This is a genomic window from Pedobacter psychrophilus, from assembly GCF_001652725.1.
GTDB classification, from domain to species: domain Bacteria; phylum Bacteroidota; class Bacteroidia; order Sphingobacteriales; family Sphingobacteriaceae; genus Pseudopedobacter; species Pseudopedobacter psychrophilus.
The window spans coordinates 74,733-90,387 of record NZ_LWHJ01000029.1 but is presented as its reverse complement, the minus strand read 5'-3'; the positions used below and the strand labels follow the sequence as shown (position 1 = coordinate 90,387).

Annotated in this window: 17 protein-coding genes; 16 read left to right on the top strand and 1 reads right to left on the bottom strand. The window is 30.3% G+C overall.

The features are described from left to right. The first annotated feature begins 3 nt into the window (after positions 1-3). From dmpG to A5893_RS12600, 14 genes are all read left to right on the top strand, one after another. Positions 4-1,014 carry a 4-hydroxy-2-oxovalerate aldolase gene (gene dmpG, locus A5893_RS12665; RefSeq protein WP_068822953.1) on the top strand — a complete coding sequence of 337 codons (1,011 nt, stop codon included), beginning with the start codon at positions 4-6 and terminating at the stop codon, positions 1,012-1,014. Further along, on the top strand, positions 1,014-2,066 hold the full coding sequence (locus A5893_RS12660; RefSeq protein ID WP_068822952.1) for an NAD-dependent epimerase/dehydratase family protein: 1,053 nt from the start codon (positions 1,014-1,016) through the stop codon (positions 2,064-2,066). The genes dmpG and A5893_RS12660 overlap by 1 nt, the downstream gene beginning before the upstream one ends. A gap of 3 nt (positions 2,067-2,069) precedes the next feature. Then, on the top strand, positions 2,070-3,374 hold the full coding sequence (gene rfbH, locus A5893_RS12655; RefSeq protein WP_068822951.1) for a lipopolysaccharide biosynthesis protein RfbH: 1,305 nt from the start codon (positions 2,070-2,072) through the stop codon (positions 3,372-3,374). A gap of 14 nt (positions 3,375-3,388) precedes the next feature. After that, complete coding sequence (locus A5893_RS12650; protein WP_068822950.1) at positions 3,389-4,606, top strand: MATE family efflux transporter; 1,218 nt, start codon at positions 3,389-3,391, stop codon at positions 4,604-4,606. After that, complete coding sequence (locus A5893_RS12645) at positions 4,603-4,803, top strand: glycosyltransferase (RefSeq protein ID WP_068822949.1); 201 nt, start codon at positions 4,603-4,605, stop codon at positions 4,801-4,803. Before A5893_RS12650 ends, A5893_RS12645 begins: the two co-directional genes overlap by 4 nt. A 124-nt stretch (positions 4,804-4,927) precedes the next feature. After that, positions 4,928-5,419 carry a glycosyltransferase family protein gene (locus A5893_RS12640; protein ID WP_157687555.1) on the top strand — a complete coding sequence of 164 codons (492 nt, stop codon included), beginning with the start codon at positions 4,928-4,930 and terminating at the stop codon, positions 5,417-5,419. Positions 5,420-5,436: 17 nt separating this feature from the next. Then, positions 5,437-6,369, top strand: coding sequence for a glycosyltransferase family 2 protein (locus tag A5893_RS12635; RefSeq protein ID WP_068822947.1), 933 nt, complete (start codon positions 5,437-5,439; stop codon positions 6,367-6,369). Further along, positions 6,366-7,499, top strand: a complete 1,134-nt coding sequence (locus A5893_RS12630) for an NAD-dependent epimerase/dehydratase family protein (protein WP_068822946.1) — start codon at positions 6,366-6,368, stop codon at positions 7,497-7,499. Before A5893_RS12635 ends, A5893_RS12630 begins: the two co-directional genes overlap by 4 nt. A 5-nt stretch (positions 7,500-7,504) precedes the next feature. Next, the gene (locus tag A5893_RS12625; RefSeq protein ID WP_068822945.1) at positions 7,505-8,383 is read left to right on the top strand and encodes a glycosyltransferase family 2 protein; all 879 of its coding nucleotides are present in this window, start codon (positions 7,505-7,507) and stop codon (positions 8,381-8,383) included. A gap of 89 nt (positions 8,384-8,472) precedes the next feature. Continuing rightward, a complete protein-coding gene (locus A5893_RS12620; protein ID WP_157687554.1) occupies positions 8,473-9,651 on the top strand; it encodes a hypothetical protein in 1,179 nt (392 codons plus the stop codon). A gap of 97 nt (positions 9,652-9,748) precedes the next feature. Next, the gene (locus A5893_RS12615; RefSeq protein ID WP_068822943.1) at positions 9,749-10,723 is read left to right on the top strand and encodes a GDP-mannose 4,6-dehydratase; all 975 of its coding nucleotides are present in this window, start codon (positions 9,749-9,751) and stop codon (positions 10,721-10,723) included. Then, entirely contained in the window at positions 10,707-11,837 is a 1,131-nt protein-coding gene (locus A5893_RS12610) for a glycosyltransferase family 4 protein (protein ID WP_198342324.1), read from the top strand. The genes A5893_RS12615 and A5893_RS12610 overlap by 17 nt, the downstream gene beginning before the upstream one ends. Before the next feature lie 5 nt (positions 11,838-11,842). Beyond that, positions 11,843-12,592, top strand: a complete 750-nt coding sequence (locus A5893_RS12605) for a glycosyltransferase family 2 protein (RefSeq protein WP_068822941.1) — start codon at positions 11,843-11,845, stop codon at positions 12,590-12,592. Next, a complete protein-coding gene (locus A5893_RS12600) occupies positions 12,589-13,482 on the top strand; it encodes an NAD-dependent epimerase/dehydratase family protein (protein WP_068822940.1) in 894 nt (297 codons plus the stop codon). The genes A5893_RS12605 and A5893_RS12600 overlap by 4 nt, the downstream gene beginning before the upstream one ends. A 105-nt stretch (positions 13,483-13,587) precedes the next feature. Here the strand turns inward: A5893_RS12600 and A5893_RS12595 are convergent, their stop codons facing one another. Further along, a complete protein-coding gene (locus tag A5893_RS12595; protein ID WP_068822939.1) occupies positions 13,588-13,977 on the bottom strand; it encodes a helix-turn-helix domain-containing protein in 390 nt (129 codons plus the stop codon). Between the two features lie 131 nt (positions 13,978-14,108). Between A5893_RS12595 and A5893_RS12590 the strand changes: the two genes are divergently transcribed. Then, positions 14,109-14,402 (top strand): hypothetical protein, encoded by a 294-nt coding sequence (locus A5893_RS12590; protein ID WP_068822938.1) that lies wholly within the window; start codon positions 14,109-14,111, stop codon positions 14,400-14,402. A gap of 220 nt (positions 14,403-14,622) precedes the next feature. Then, a complete protein-coding gene (locus tag A5893_RS12585) occupies positions 14,623-15,612 on the top strand; it encodes an MraY family glycosyltransferase (RefSeq protein ID WP_068822937.1) in 990 nt (329 codons plus the stop codon). Positions 15,613-15,655: the final 43 nt, after the last annotated feature.

Sequence of the window (15,655 nt, the reverse complement as noted above, 5' to 3'; positions counted from 1 at the left end):
AAAATGATTAAACATATATTAATAAGTGATCCTACATTAAGAGATGGTAATCATGCTGTTGCACATCAATTGACTGCTAATCAGATAGCTATTTACGCTACTGCCGCTGATGAAGCCGGAGTGCCAATAGTAGAGGTTGGTCATGGAAATGGCTTAGGGGCCTCTTCAATGCAAGTTGGATTGGCTTTAGAAGATGATGTTACTATGTTGGAAACAGCTAGAAAGCATTTATCAAAAAGTAAGCTTGGGATTCATGTAATTCCTGGTTTTGCCACTATTAAACGTGATTTAATTAGAGCTTTGGATATTGGAGTAGATGTGGTAAGGGTAGCATCGCATTGTACCGAAGCTGATATAACGCAGCGGCATTTAGGATTCGTTAGGGAAAGAGGAAAAGAGGCTTACGGTGTATTGATGATGAGCCACATGGCACCTGCTAGTGTCTTAGTAGAGGAGGCTCAAAAAATGGAATTATATGGAGCAGAGGGAATTATTATAATGGATTCCGCTGGAGCCTATTTGCCATCAGATGTTGAGGAAAAAATAACCGCTCTGGTTAACGGGTTAAAGGTTCCTGTTGGCTTCCATGCTCATAATAATCTTGGTATGGCTGTCGCAAATTCCATTACTGCAATACAATCGGGAGCAAAAATTTTAGATGGTACTGCAAGAGGTTTTGGTGCTGGTGCAGGAAACACTCAGTTAGAAGTTTTAATTGCTGTATTAGAGCGTATGGGATATTTTACAGGGATAGATTTTTATAAAATGCTTGATGCATCAGATATTGCTGAAAGAGAGATTATGCCCGTTATTCCAGTAATAAAATCTGAGAGTATTGTAAGCGGACTCGCGGGGGTTTTTTCTGGTTTCTCTAAACATGTTACCCGTATTTCAAAAGAATACCAAGTTGATCAAAGAGATGTTTACAGAGAATTAGGAAACAGAAAAGTTGTGGGCGGGCAAGAAGATATTATCATTGAAGTAGTTATGGACTTAGTAAGAAAAAAGAAATAATGGCTATAGCAAGAAACACATTAGTCTTTGAAGATTGCAAAAAATCCTGCAAAGACCCCTATACATTTTCTGAATTTAAGGACAAAACTATTCTCATAACTGGAGGGACTGGATTCATGGGTAGGTGGATAGCAGAAATGATTAACTATATCAATGATATTACACAAAGTAATATTCACCTTATTTTGTTAGCAAGAGATATTGAAAAGTTTCAAGTTGAAATGCCCCATTTGGCGAATAAGCCTTATCTAAGTCTAGTTAGACAAGACATAAGAAACCTACATGATTTGCCGAAAAATATTAATTACATTATTCATGCTGCCGGAACACCAGATAATCGGATTCATGTTTCTCAACCTTTATTAACTTTAGAGACATTTTATAAAGGTACTCAATCTCTTCTTAATGCGGCATCCAGACTTCCTGAATTAAAAAAAATTATACATATCAGCTCTCATCAGGTTTATGGTGAAAATGATTCAGATTTGAATATAGAAGAAACTTTTTTAGGTAAAGTAAACACTAGTAATATATACGGAGAATCTAAAAGAATCTCTGAGACATTGTGCTTTGCTTATAAAAATCAATTTAAGCTTCCTATTATAATTATTAGACCTTTTGCTTTTGTTGGTCCATATCATGATTTGGAGAAACCATGGGCAATAAATAATTTTATAAGGGATGCTATCCTTGGCGGTCCAATAAAAATCCTGGGAAACGGGTTGACTATTAGGAGTTATCTGTATGGTAGTGACATGGCACAATGGCTTCTGAAAACTTTACTGATAGGGCAAATAGGAGAAGCATATAACCTTGGGAGTAAGGAGCCTACTTCTTTAAATGATTTGGCTAAAAAAATCCAACTACTTGTTAATCCTAGTATAGAAATTATCAATAAATCTTCTAAATCGATTTATAAAAACATCTCCAATTTGGTGCCTAATACAAAAAAAATAACAGACTCTTTAAGTCTTGAGGAGGCTCATACCCTTGAAGAATCAATTAAAAGAACAACAGTTTGGAATCAATTGAAAACTAATAATGAAAATTAAATTATGTTACAAAATATAAATGATACTGCCCTATTAAGCAGTTTAAAAGAGATTGCTAAAAGAAAAACAACTCAAACTATTATTCCTGGAGAGAATTATATTCCTGTAACTGGTAAAGTTTTAGATGAAGAAGATATTCTTTTTGGGGTAGAAGCGGCATTAGATGGCTGGCTTACAACAGGTAGATTTGCAAACAAATTTGAATATGAATTTGCTAAATACTTTGGTGCAAATAAAGCTTTGTTGGTTAACTCAGGTTCTTCTGCAAACTTAGTCGCATTTTATACTTTAACTTCTCCTAAACTAGGTGATCGAGCGATTAAGCCTGGGGATGAAGTAATCACAGTAGCGGCTGGTTTTCCTACAACAGTAAATCCAATTGTGCAATTTGGCGCAATACCAGTATTTGTAGATGTTGATATTGCAACCCATAATGTGCAGGCAGATCAAATTGAATTAGCCGTGTCATCAAAAACAAAAGCAATTATGATTGCACACTCTTTGGGCAACCCTTTTGATTTGGATGAGGTAATGAGAGTGGCGAAAAAATATAATCTTTGGGTGGTAGAAGATGATTGTGATTCTTTAGGGGCTACTTATAATGAACAAAAAACAGGTACGTTTGGAGACCTGTCTACATTTTCGTTTTACCCAGCTCACCATATGACTATGGGAGAGGGTGGTGCTGTAATAGTGAATAATCCAGAATTAGCTAAAATAGCTGAAAGCTTTAGAGATTGGGGTAGAGATTGTTATTGTGAGCCAGGAAAAGATAATACATGTGGATGCCGTTTTGGTCAACAATTGGGCTCGTTGCCTTATGGTTATGATCATAAATATACTTATTCACATATCGGTTTTAATTTAAAAGTGACTGATATGCAGGCAGCTTTTGGTGTTTCTCAACTGAAAAAGTTAGATCAATTTATTCAAAAGCGACGTGAAAATTTTAATGCACTTTATGAAAGAATGAAGGAATTTGAAGACATTTTTATACTTCCTGAAATAACTCCAAATTCAGAACCTTCTTGGTTTGGTTTTCTCTTAACCCTAAGAGAAGGAGATGCTGCAGATCGTCATATGTTAGTTCAGCATTTAGAAGAGAAAAAAATAGGGACTAGATTGCTGTTTTCAGGTAATTTATTAAGACAGCCTGCTTATGCAAATGTTAAGCATCGTGTTGTGGGGGACTTGAAAAATACAGACATCATTATGAATCAATCCTTTTGGTTAGGTGTTTGGCCAGGGCTTAATGAAACTCATTATGATTATATAGCTAAAGTTATTAGGGAATATTTACAAGGTTAGTTAAAAAATATTGATTGAAAAGATTTGAATTTTTTGAAGTAAGTGGCATGAGAATACTTGTTGTCATTTTGCAATTGGTGTTTTTAAAAATTTACTCAAATTATACTTCAGTATACGAACTTGGTATATATTACTTTTTGTTTACCCTATCGTATTCTTTAAATGCTTTTTTATTAGTTCCGTTAGATTATTTTCAGCAATCTCAACTGTATGATTTAAAATCAAGTAACTATTCTTTAAAATCTTTTTTTAAAATTAATGTTTGGGTAATAAAATTAATATTGCTGATTTTAATATTTGGAGTTATATTATGTTTGTTTATTATGCCTGCTTACGTTTATGTCTTGCCTATAATTACAATATTGGCACTTAGTACATATGTAGTAAATCTATTAAGAGGAATTTCTAATAATTTAGAAAGGAGAAGAATAGCTATTTATACATTATTATTAGAAACTATATTGAAATCAATAATTTTTTATACTCTACAATATTTCTGGCATCCTTCAGCAATTATCATATTAATTGCCGTTTTATTATCTTCCTTAATTACATTGTCAATATTATGTATTTTAATTAAACGATTTGATGAATATGAGAGTTCTGAAATTCATATTTTTGAAGCTAGAGATGTAATAAAATTTTCATATCCTATTTCTATTGGAGCCGTCGTAAACTGGATTCAATTACAGGGATATCGAATGATTTTGGTTCCCTTGGGTTTAGTAGAAGTTGTTGGTATATATGGTACAGTAGCTAATGTAGGTACGAGTGGAATGAGTGCTCTATCAACTGTTTATTCCCAATTATTTGTGCCTAACTTATACAAATCACAGGGTAAATATATCAAAACCTATTTACAATATGCATTAGCAACAATATTGTTAGTAATATGTGTTGGATATCTTTTATCTGACCTAATTATTGAAATTTTGACTAAAGCAGAATTTATTAAATATTCCTATATTATTGTATTTGGAATTTTATCTGAGGCTGGAAATTTTCTTATTGGAGGTCTCACTATATATTTAACAATTAAAAAATTAACAAAATCTTCAATGAAAGCGTCAATCACAGGACTTTTTATTTTTTTCACTTCCTTCATAATTTTATATCTACTTAAAAAAGTAAATGTTTATACTATAGGAATACCAATAATCCTAACTCAGATAATAATTACATTTTACTTAGGTTTTATTGTCCATAAAAACATCTTAAAAGAACGTATATGATAACTTTCGTAATTTTCACATATAACGAAGAAGATAGAATTGAAAGAGTAATTAAAAATTTAAAGAATTATGGGAAAGTTCTTTTGGCAGATAATAATAGTACGGATAAAACTCATGAAATAGCACATAAATACGATTGTGAAATTTTTTTAAGAAAAAAAAAATTACGTATTTGTAGAAAACCAAGAACTAGTTGACGAACTCTATGATATAATTAATACCGAATGGATATATTGGGGCTTTGCAGATGAAATGCTGGAAAGAAGTACACTAGAAGAACTTCTTAAGGTTATATCATCCAATAAATATGATATAATAAATATGGATAGAAAAAACTATAATGATGGTTTATTTGCTGGTAATTTATTTCACTCATACAACTTCAAAGCATTTAAAAAACATGCATTAGACTTCTCGAACAATAGAATTCATGGCATGGGGAAACCTACTGTTTCCGAAAATAGAATTTATAAAATGCCTCAAAAATATTTTATTCATCATTTTAGTAACTATACTGTATCGTCTTATGTAAATACGATAAATAGGTATACTGATATGGAAATTCAGAATGTTTATAATTCTAATTTTTCATTATTTAAGGTTTTGGCTCTCTTTATAAAAAGAATTATTAAAAACTATTTTTTTGATAAAGGATATAAGATGGGGCGTACTGGTCTTTATGCTGTTTTAATGGTGACTTGCTACGAATGGGTTAAACAAATTAAGATATATGAAAACCAAAATAATTTAACAAGAAAGACAATAGAAATTCAAAATGACAAAATTAGAGATCAAATATTAAATGAATTTTAATTTATAGAGTATTTATTTTGAAAAGCAACTTATTAACTTTTTGCATACCTACGTATAATAGATCTGAAATTCTAGAGGAAGGCATATTAGATTTAATTTCTAAAATTGGCAAATATAATTTTCAAATTATTGTCACAGATAATTCATCTATAGATAATACAGAACAAGTTGTCAATAACCTACAAACTGAATATAATTTTATAACTTATTTAAAGAATGAGATAAATTTAGGGGCAGATGAAAATTTTGCGATTTCTTTAAAAGCATCAAAATCAAAATTTACTTGGCTATTAGGTGATTCTTATCGTCTTATCGAGAGTGAATTAGAACCATTATTATCAATTTTAGATAATAATAACTATGATCTAGTTTTAGTTAATTCTTTTAACATGATTAATCAAATAGATACTAGAGAATATGATGATGCAGATGAAATAATAAAAGATTTAGGTTGGTATTTACCTCAAATGTCAGCATATATTTATAACAAAACAATTATTTCTAAAGCAAATTTTAAAAAGTTTTACAACACTAATTTTTTACAAATGGGGATTAGTTTTGACAATTTTAAAGCAAATGATACAAAGGTTTTCTGGTATAGTAAAAATAGCGTCGCCCGTACAACACAAAAAAAAGATTCTTGGCACAATGAATTTTTAAAGGTATTTGCGAGAAACTGGACTGAATTTATACTTTCACTACCTTTGGAAATAACTCTAAAATCAAAATTACAATGCATTAAAATGCATGGTAAAAAACATAAAATATTTTCAGTATTAAATCTGGTAAATTATAGAGAAAAAGGATGGTTTAATTCACAATTATTAAAACAATACGATCTTTATATTCCTTTTACAGCAATGCCTATATTTCCAGTAGCTTATTTAATCAGTAAAATTCCTATAAAATTTCTCTCAATGATAAAAAAGTTATTAAACAAACAGATATGAAAAATATACTTATAACAGGTGGAGCAGGGTTTATTGGAACTAATCTTACTCTTAAGTTAATTGAAAAGGGATATAATATTACGGTTTTAGACAACCTTTCTCCTCAAATTCACGGTGAGAATGCTGAAGAAAAATCATTTTTGTATTTATCTATAAAAGATAAAGTGAGGTTTATAAAAGGAAATGTTACATCTAAAGAAGATTGGGTAAAGGCTTTGGAGGGACAGGATGCGGTAATTCATTTAGCTGCTGAAACTGGTACCGGACAATCAATGTATGAGATAGAAAAATATATAAATGTGAATATAGGAGGCACCGCACTTTTCTTAGACATTTTAGCAAATTCGGTAAATAGGATAAAAAAGGTGATTATTGCTTCCTCTAGATCAATTTATGGGGAAGGAAAATATAAATCAGAAAAATTTGGTTTTGTTTATCCAAAACACCGAACTGAAGCTTATATGTGTAAAGGAGATTTCGAAGTGAAACATGATGGTGAAGATAAGCTGGATTTGGTAGCTACAGATGAAGATTCCAAAATTCATCCGTCGTCAGTTTATGGCATAAGCAAACAAAACCAGGAACAAATGGTGATGACTGTTTGTCCTACAATTGGCATTGCTTCTGTAGCATTCAGATACCAGAATGTATATGGCCCAGGACAATCTCTAAGCAATCCTTACACTGGAATTTTGTCTATATTTTCAACCCTAATTAAAAATGATAAAGGGATTACTATTTTTGAAGATGGAAAAGAAAGTCGGGATTTTGTATTTATTGATGATGTGGTTAGAGCAACTATTTTAGGCTTAGAAAAGGAACAAGCTAATGGGAAAGTATTTAATGTAGGATCTGGAGAAGCAATAGATGTAATTACGGTTGCTGAAACTTTAAAAGATAATTTTAAATCAAATGCACCTATTACCATATCTGGTAATTATAGAATTGGAGACATAAGGCATAATTATGCCGATCTCAATAAAATTAAAGAGACATTAGCTTTTTTACCAGAATATAATTTTAAGAGGGGTATTAAAAAATTTACAGACTGGGTTACTACCCAAGAAATACAAAAAAGTAAATTTGATCAATCCATTTCCGAAATGAAGAATAAAGGTCTTTTGAAGTAAACTATATGGCAAAAATAGGATTAGTAACGGTTTTATTTAATAGCGAGCCAGTATTAAATGGTTTCTTTAAAAGTTTAGGGTCTCAATCTTTCAAGGATTATCATCTCTATATTATTGACAATACTCCATCAAAGTCTTCTGAATTAATAATATATGAATTATTAGAGAAATATCAAATCGTTAACTACACCCATGTAAAAAATGATACTAATGTTGGGGTAGCAACAGGGAATAATCAAGGTATATCATTATCTTTAAAATCAAAAACTACCTATACATTATTATTGAATAATGATATAGAATTTAATAATAAAGATTTATTAACTAACTTGGTTACTAGAGCGGAGGAAGATAAAGAGAATTTTATTATACCTAAAATTTTATACTATGATACCAATAAAATATGGATGGCAGGAGGAAGTTTCGTAAGATATAAAGCTATAATAAATCATAGAGGTGACGGAGAAATAGATTCAGAAATTTTCAATAAAGAGTATTATTGTGAATATGCCCCAACATGTTTCATGCTAATAAATAATAAAGTTTTTGAAAAAATTGGCATTATGGACGAAAAATATTTTGTTTATTATGATGACGCAGATTTTTTGTACAGATCACTCAGGCATGGATATAGAATAAAATATTTGCCTAATCTTTGTATATCTCATAAAGTAAGCTCTTCTACTGGAGGGAATGAGTCTCCCTTTTCCGTTTATTATTCAAACAGAAACAGAATTTATTTTATAAGAAAGAACTATAGGGGTTTACTATTTTTAATAGCGATTTCATTTACTTTAATAACAAGGGTAATTAAATTTTTTAATTATAATAAAACTCAAAAAAACAAACTGAAGTTATCCATACAAGATGGCTTTAAGCTTTAAGCAAAACAATAACAATGATATTTGCTTTTATATTTAATATAATAACATATTTTTTGATAAATATTTTTAGGTTAAAAATCTTATCAGGTATGTTAGAAAATAAAAATATATTTAATCCTTTTGTTCTTTTATTCCTTGTACAATTACCAATTGAAATAAGTAAATTTATAATAGGTCCATGGATTTTACTGGATGAAGGAATTCTTGATAAATTCTATAATTTTGCTATATTAATGCAAAATTTAGGTCTTTTCGCAGAACTTATTTTGTTATTATTTGCAGCAAGAATTGCTAAAAAATATACATTAGCTAGTTCTTTACTCAACTCACCTATAAATCCAGTAAAAATGCTTAGGGTAGCATTTGCTTTTTATTTATTTTTTCTAATATTTTTTATTTTGCTTAGCTCTCATTCTTTTGGGATTGTCAATTGGATTAAAAATCCTCGGCAAGGATACCAATATTACAGAGAAGGTGTAGGGTTTTTATGGGTCTTCTCTATAAGTTGCCTTTCCATTTCTTGGACTCTTTGCTGCCTTTTCTATAAAAAAATATTTAAGTTGTTTTTAATATTTCCTTTATTTTCTATTTCTGCTTTTCTACTAGGCTCAAAAGGAATTGTTCTTGATTTTTTTATTTTTTTATTTTTAATTTTAATATTAAGAAAATACAAATATACTAAGCAACTTGTATGGACAGGGACACCTATTTTAATAATTTTCGTACTTATTAATTTTTTTGGAAATTTGCAAGATGCAAGTTTTAGTGAGCTTTTTTCTTATTTTGATCATTTTCCAAATGGTGCAATGTATTATAAAGCTTATTTCAATAATGAAATTCCATTATATAATGGCAAGATTTTTATAACGGATTTTTGGAATTTAGTTCCAAGAGGCTTTTATCCTAATAAACCATTTGTTTATGGCGTAACATATATTAACGAATATTTTTGGCCAGGAGCAGCAGAACTTTCACATACACCTGCATTTGGAGGTCAAGTAAATTATTTTGGTGATTTTGGTATTATAGGTGTTTTCTTACTTAATTTTCTTAACCCATTAAAATTCGCTTCCTATTTTTTTTTATGTCAACTTTTGAAACATTATAGCTTTAACAAAGTAACAAAAAACCAAATTATATTATTATTATTTTTATTTTTTTTAGCTCCTGCTTTTTTATTTTCTCTTAGCTTTCCTCTAAATTTAATTTTCTTTATTATTTGTATGTCTATTTTAATTTTTATTAATAAACTAAAACTTAAATCGTGAATAATAATTAGAGATTTGTAACAATATAAAGCAAACAATTCTTCAAAGTATTGAGAGCTTAAATATATAATCATAGTAAATTCTATATTTATAAAAAATGAAAGAGAAAAAAGCACTGATATGTGGAGTTTCTGGTCAAGATGGAGCTTACTTATCTAAGCTACTACTTAATAAAGGATATATAGTTTTTGGAGGTTCTAGAGACGCCCAAAATGTTTCTTTCCAAAACTTGGCTAAACTTAATATATTAGATAATATAAATCTTGTTTCAATTACCTTAAATGATTTTAGAAGTGTCTTACAGACTATCAATAAAGTTGAACCAGACGAAATATATAATTTAGCTGGCCAAAGTTCGGTTGCGCTTTCATTTGAGCAACCAGTAGAAACAATGGAGAGCATTACTATAGGTACTTTAAATATTTTAGAAGCAATTCGATTTTCTGGTCGTCCAATTAAATTTTATAATGCGGGTTCTAGCGAGTGTTTTGGAAATGCCGACCATGCAGTAGATGAAGAAACTCCATTTAGACCAAGAAGTCCTTATGGCGTTGCAAAGGCTACTGCTTTTTGGCAGGTTTCGAATTATAGAGAGGCCTACAATTTATTCGCCTGTACAGGAATTTTATTTAATCATGAATCTCCACTAAGAAAAGAAAGATTTGTTACTAAGAAGATTATTTCAACTGCTTATAGGATTTTTAAAGGTGAAAATATAAAACTGCGGCTTGGCAATATAAATATTAGACGAGATTGGGGATGGGCACCAGAATATGTTGAAGCGATGTGGTTAATGCTACAAAACGAAATAGCCCAAGATTTTGTAATAGCAACAGGTAAAACTACAAGTTTACAAGATTTCATAAGAATAACTTTTGAATTACTAGGGTTAAATTGGAAAGATCATGTTGAGGTGGATGAATTATTACTTAGACCAACAGATATATCCGTTGGTCTTGCCAATCCTCAAAAAGCAAAAGAAATTTTGGGTTGGAACGCAAAAGTGCATATTGAAAATATTATAAGGTTAATGCTGGAAGATGAAAAAACAGAAGATGAAAAAAAAACTTAATATAGGTCTCAATCTCCTTTATATGAACCGTAAGCTATCAGGAGGCTCAATTACATATGGAATAAACTTAGTAAATGAACTTGCATTACTTGATAATTATAATAATTATATAATATATTTAAATAAAGATTGTGAGAACTTGCCTATTAAAATAGGTGAAAATTTCAAAAAAAAAATATTGCCATTTCATAATAATTACGTTTATGTTAGATATTTTTGGGAACAGCTGTTATTCCCTTTTTATCTCTTAAATCAAAATTTAGACGTACTGCATTCTTTAGGTTACGTCGGCCCTGTTTTTTGCCCTGCAAAACATATCGTTTCAATACTAGATTTAAACTATAAGCGTCATACAGAAAGTATGAGTGCTTTTAAAAGGGTTTTATTAGGCACTATGGTTAAATTGATGTCTATTTTTTCTAAATCTATTATTACAATATCTAATTTTTCTAAAGAGGAAATCGCCAATGAGCTTCATGTAGAAAAAAATAAAATAATAGTTACTCTTTTATCGGGATCTAGTGATGTTTCTTATGTTGATAATAGCTTAGAATTAGATTTGGAAGGTATTTATGAAATTGAAAATGAATATATTATATCATTTGGTAGTCCTAGTTCTCACAAAAATATTTTAGGCTTAATTTCTGCATTCTCAATATTTAATGCTAAATATTCCCAGTATAATTTAATTCTTGTCGGCCACCAGCATAATAATAGCGAATTACAAGAGAAAATTATCAATTTAAAATTGGAAGATAAAGTTAAGTTTACCGGTTTTGTGCCTGATGAGCATATTTTTCCTCTATTGAAAAATGCAAAATTATTTGTATTCCCTTCATTTTACGAAGGCTTTGGAATTCCTTTATTAGATGCTCAATCTGCAGGAGTAGCAGTAGTTTCAAGTAATGCAGCTTCATTGCCCGAAGTCGGAGGTGACAGCGCATTATATTTTGACCCAAATAATGTTAAAGAAATGGCGTCAAAATTTGAGATGGTTTTAAATGACAATGATTTATCTAACAGACTTATAGAAAAGGGATTTGCGAATAGAGCAAAATTTTCGTGGCATAATACAGCAAAACAAACTTTGCAAGTGTACAAAGATAATGTTTAAAGTATATGAAAATATCAATCATTACCGTTGTTTACAATAATCAGAAAACTTTAGAAACTGCGATTAAATCTGTTTTATCGCAAAAGTATAATGATATTGAATATATCATTATTGATGGAGGCTCAAGCGATAATACACTAAAAATAATTGAGAGGTATGGATCACGTATTTCAAAAATCGTCTCTGAGCCTGATAAAGGCATTTATGATGCTATGAATAAAGGTATATCCTTGGCAACAGGAGATATTATTGGTGTCTTGAACTCAGATGATATTTACAATGATAATAAAGTAATAAGCGATGTTATGAACTGTTTTATTAATAACCCTTCTGTAAATATTGTTTATGGGGATTTGGTATATGTAAATAGTGATGATACGAATAAGGTTGTTAGAAAATGGGAATCATTAGGATTTTATAATGAATATTTTGAAGACGGAAATGTTCCGCCCCACCCTTCTTTGTTTTTAAGAGCCGAGGTTTACCAAATATCCGGATTATTTAATTTAAAGTATAAACTAGCAGCCGATTATGAATTTATGCTTAGGATTTTTAAGAAATCTAATATCGAATCTAAATATTTGAAAAGGTTAATGGTAAGGATGCGTTTAGGAGGAGCTACTAATAAATCCATTATGAATATTATTGATGGCAATAAGGAGATTTTGTTAGCTTGGAAGGATAATAATTTAAAAGCTCCTAAACTATTAATGTTTAATAGATTATACAAGCGCCTAATTCAATTTATAAAATGAAGATTCTTTTAACCGGCAGTTCCGGCTTCTTAGCAAAACAGATTTTAGAAGCACTACAGCAGGAAGAAATTTTATGTTTATCGAGAAATAATGCTGATATTAGTATTGATTTATCTACTCAAGTTCCAAATTTGCCAATATCTGATTTAGTAATACATGCAGCTGGTAAAGCCCACTCCGTCCCAAAAACAGAAGATGAAATACAAAATTTTTTTGATGTTAATGTAATAGGTACAAAAAACTTATTAAAAGGTTTAGAACAGATCCCTTTTCTACCTAAGTCTTTCGTTTTTATAAGCTCAGTGTCGGTATACGGATTAAGTAAGGGAATAGGAATAAAAGAAAACAACCTCCTTAACGCAAAAGACCCTTACGGCTTAAGCAAAATACAGGCAGAAAAATTAGTTCAGGATTGGTGTGATAAAAATAATGTTATTTGTACAATTTTGAGACTCCCATTATTAGTTGGCGAAAATCCTCCCGGAAATTTAGGTGCTATGATTAAAGGAATTAAAAAAGGATATTATATGAACATTGCTGGGGGCAACGCCAGAAAGAGTATGTTGTTGGCTGAAGATGTAGCGAGTTTTATTTTGCCATCTTCAAAAGTGGGTGGTATATATAATTTAACTGATGGTTATCATCCTAGTTTTAAAGAACTAAGTAATGTTTTAGCTAAACAATGTAATAATCGAAAACCTTTAAATATCCCAAAATGGCTAGCAGAAATTTTGGCTAAAATAGGAGATTTATTAGGTGAAAGATCTCCATTCAATTCTTATAAACTTTCTAAAATAACAGCAGACTTAACTTTTGATGATACTAAAGCGAGGACAGCGTTTGGCTGGCAGCCTCAAAATGTTTTAGATAGCTTTAAAATAAACCTTTAAATATTTATAATTAGCAAATGTTGAGAATTCATTAGCTAATGTAAAGTATTGATATTGGATAAAGGAAGGATTAATCAAAACCATTAACGGCTTTAAACAATCAAGTTAATTATTATTTTTATCCTTCATTAAAGCAACTTTCTCTCTTTCACTTTCCAACAATCGCTCATAAAGCTCAACCACTTTATCTAAGGGATTATAACTACATTGATAATTATAAGAATAAGCAGTTGACTGATCATGCATATTTTGGATATGAAAAATCAAAACTTCTTCACTAAAACTTTTAATAGCTTCCGCATTCACCCCTAAAACATCAGCAATTTTATCTAGCATAGCTGCATCAACTTCTTCACTTTGCTCTATCTTAGAAATGGCTTGTTGGCTAACACCCAATTCCATGGCCAAATGATCTTGCTTCATCCCCCTAATTTCACGGATTCGACTAATTTTTTTGCCAATATGTATTTGCTGAGGTTTTGATGCTGTTTCCATAATCAAATATAATTAAATCAAATAATATTTTGTTCGGTAAAAAACCCAATAATAAAAATTAATAGATTCATTCTTCCAATTCATAAAAATCTAAATATTTCTTACCTTGTTTCTTCAAATTTTAGTTACGGATGGCAATAGTAAAAGACAACATCATTACCCAAGGTTTAAGCGGAAACATCGACAAACAAATTGTTTTCAAAACTCGAGGCAATACCACTTTTACTGCTCGTTATCCAGATATGAGTAAGGTGGTGCCTAGCGAGAAACAATTGGCAGAGAAAAGTCGTTTTGCAAAAGCGGTAGAATATGCCAAAGCTATCATTGCGGATCCAATTAAGAAAATGGAAGTAGCGGCCCACACCCCAAAAGGTAAATTAGTTTATCATCAGGCTATTAAAGATTATTTAAAAAACCACCCTTAACTAGTAGAGCAACGTAAGATGAACGTAGGGAAAGCTTCCTTCACCCCTACTTATAACCTACAACCTACTACTTAAAACCTACAACCTACTACTTAAAACCCCAAAACCTACCACCTAAAACCTACTACATAAAAACCTACACCTACTACTTAAAACCTACCACCTAAAACCCTACAACCTATCACTCAAAAACCACCCAACAATTTCTATCTTTGCAGCCATGCTAATTTTTATCCTTGCGCTTATTGTTTTTTTTATATTAGAAATCACCTATTTCAAAATAGCAAACCACTTCAATATCATTGATAAACCAAACCTGAGGAGTTCTCACACTCAGATAACATTAAGAGGAGGAGGAGTTATCTTTCCAATTGCATTAATTATTGGCATTCTAATTTATGAGCCTACCCAAATTTATTTGGCATTAGGCGTATTTTCCATTGCAACCGTCAGTTTTTTAGATGATATTTTAACCCTAAATAACAAATTGAGGATTGGGGTTCATTTATTATCAGTTATGATTTTACTCGCTCAAATCTTCACCAACCAAAACATTCCTTTTTCTTTGCTCTTTAATCTTGCATCTTGCTTCTTAATTCTTGCTTCAATTATTATCATCATCGGCATCATCAACGCTTATAACTTTATGGATGGGATTAACGGAATTACTTTTTTATATTCCTTTGTAGCCCTTATTAGCTGTCTTTACATTCAAAAATATTTGGCAATCCCATTAATAAATGAGAACATTTTTTATTTAATAATAGCCTCATTAATAGTATTTGGATATTTTAATCTCCGTAAAAAAGCAAAAGCTTTCGCTGGTGATGTAGGAAGTATTGCCATGGCTTTAATCATCAGCTTTTTTATTGGGACATTAATTTTAGTCACAAATGATTTTAAATGGGTACTATTATTAGGGGTATATGGCTTAGATGCCGTCGCCACAATTTTCTGCAGGATAATCAGAAAAGAGAATATATTTGATGCCCATCGATCTCATTTTTATCAATATTTAGCTAACGATAAAAAATGGTCTCACATTACAATATCTATATTATATGCTATCACCCAAATGATCTTAAATATCATACTTATTTATGTAAATAATTATTTATTTATAGCCTTAATTTTTATAGCTTTAGTAATTCTTTATGCTTCCACAAGGTTAAAATTAGAGGGCAAAGAAAAGTTATTTGTGAAATATTAAAATCACAAAAAATTTCATTTTGTATTAAAAATAAAACAAATGG

Coding starts and splice junctions, on each gene's coding strand:
- A5893_RS12660 (WP_068822952.1), top strand. CDS start 1,014: ATGGCTATAGCAAGAAACACATTAGTCTTTGAAGATTGCAAAAAATCC.
- A5893_RS12610 (WP_198342324.1), top strand. CDS start 10,707: ATGAAAAAAAAACTTAATATAGGTCTCAATCTCCTTTATATGAACCGT.
- A5893_RS12585 (WP_068822937.1), top strand. CDS start 14,623: ATGCTAATTTTTATCCTTGCGCTTATTGTTTTTTTTATATTAGAAATC.
- dmpG (WP_068822953.1), top strand. CDS start 4: ATGATTAAACATATATTAATAAGTGATCCTACATTAAGAGATGGTAAT.
- A5893_RS12595 (WP_068822939.1), bottom strand. CDS start 13,977: ATGGAAACAGCATCAAAACCTCAGCAAATACATATTGGCAAAAAAATT.
- A5893_RS12590 (WP_068822938.1), top strand. CDS start 14,109: ATGGCAATAGTAAAAGACAACATCATTACCCAAGGTTTAAGCGGAAAC.
- A5893_RS12625 (WP_068822945.1), top strand. CDS start 7,505: ATGGCAAAAATAGGATTAGTAACGGTTTTATTTAATAGCGAGCCAGTA.
- A5893_RS12640 (WP_157687555.1), top strand. CDS start 4,928: ATGGATAGAAAAAACTATAATGATGGTTTATTTGCTGGTAATTTATTT.
- rfbH (WP_068822951.1), top strand. CDS start 2,070: ATGTTACAAAATATAAATGATACTGCCCTATTAAGCAGTTTAAAAGAG.
- A5893_RS12605 (WP_068822941.1), top strand. CDS start 11,843: ATGAAAATATCAATCATTACCGTTGTTTACAATAATCAGAAAACTTTA.
- A5893_RS12615 (WP_068822943.1), top strand. CDS start 9,749: ATGAAAGAGAAAAAAGCACTGATATGTGGAGTTTCTGGTCAAGATGGA.
- A5893_RS12645 (WP_068822949.1), top strand. CDS start 4,603: ATGATAACTTTCGTAATTTTCACATATAACGAAGAAGATAGAATTGAA.
- A5893_RS12600 (WP_068822940.1), top strand. CDS start 12,589: ATGAAGATTCTTTTAACCGGCAGTTCCGGCTTCTTAGCAAAACAGATT.
- A5893_RS12620 (WP_157687554.1), top strand. CDS start 8,473: ATGTTAGAAAATAAAAATATATTTAATCCTTTTGTTCTTTTATTCCTT.
- A5893_RS12630 (WP_068822946.1), top strand. CDS start 6,366: ATGAAAAATATACTTATAACAGGTGGAGCAGGGTTTATTGGAACTAAT.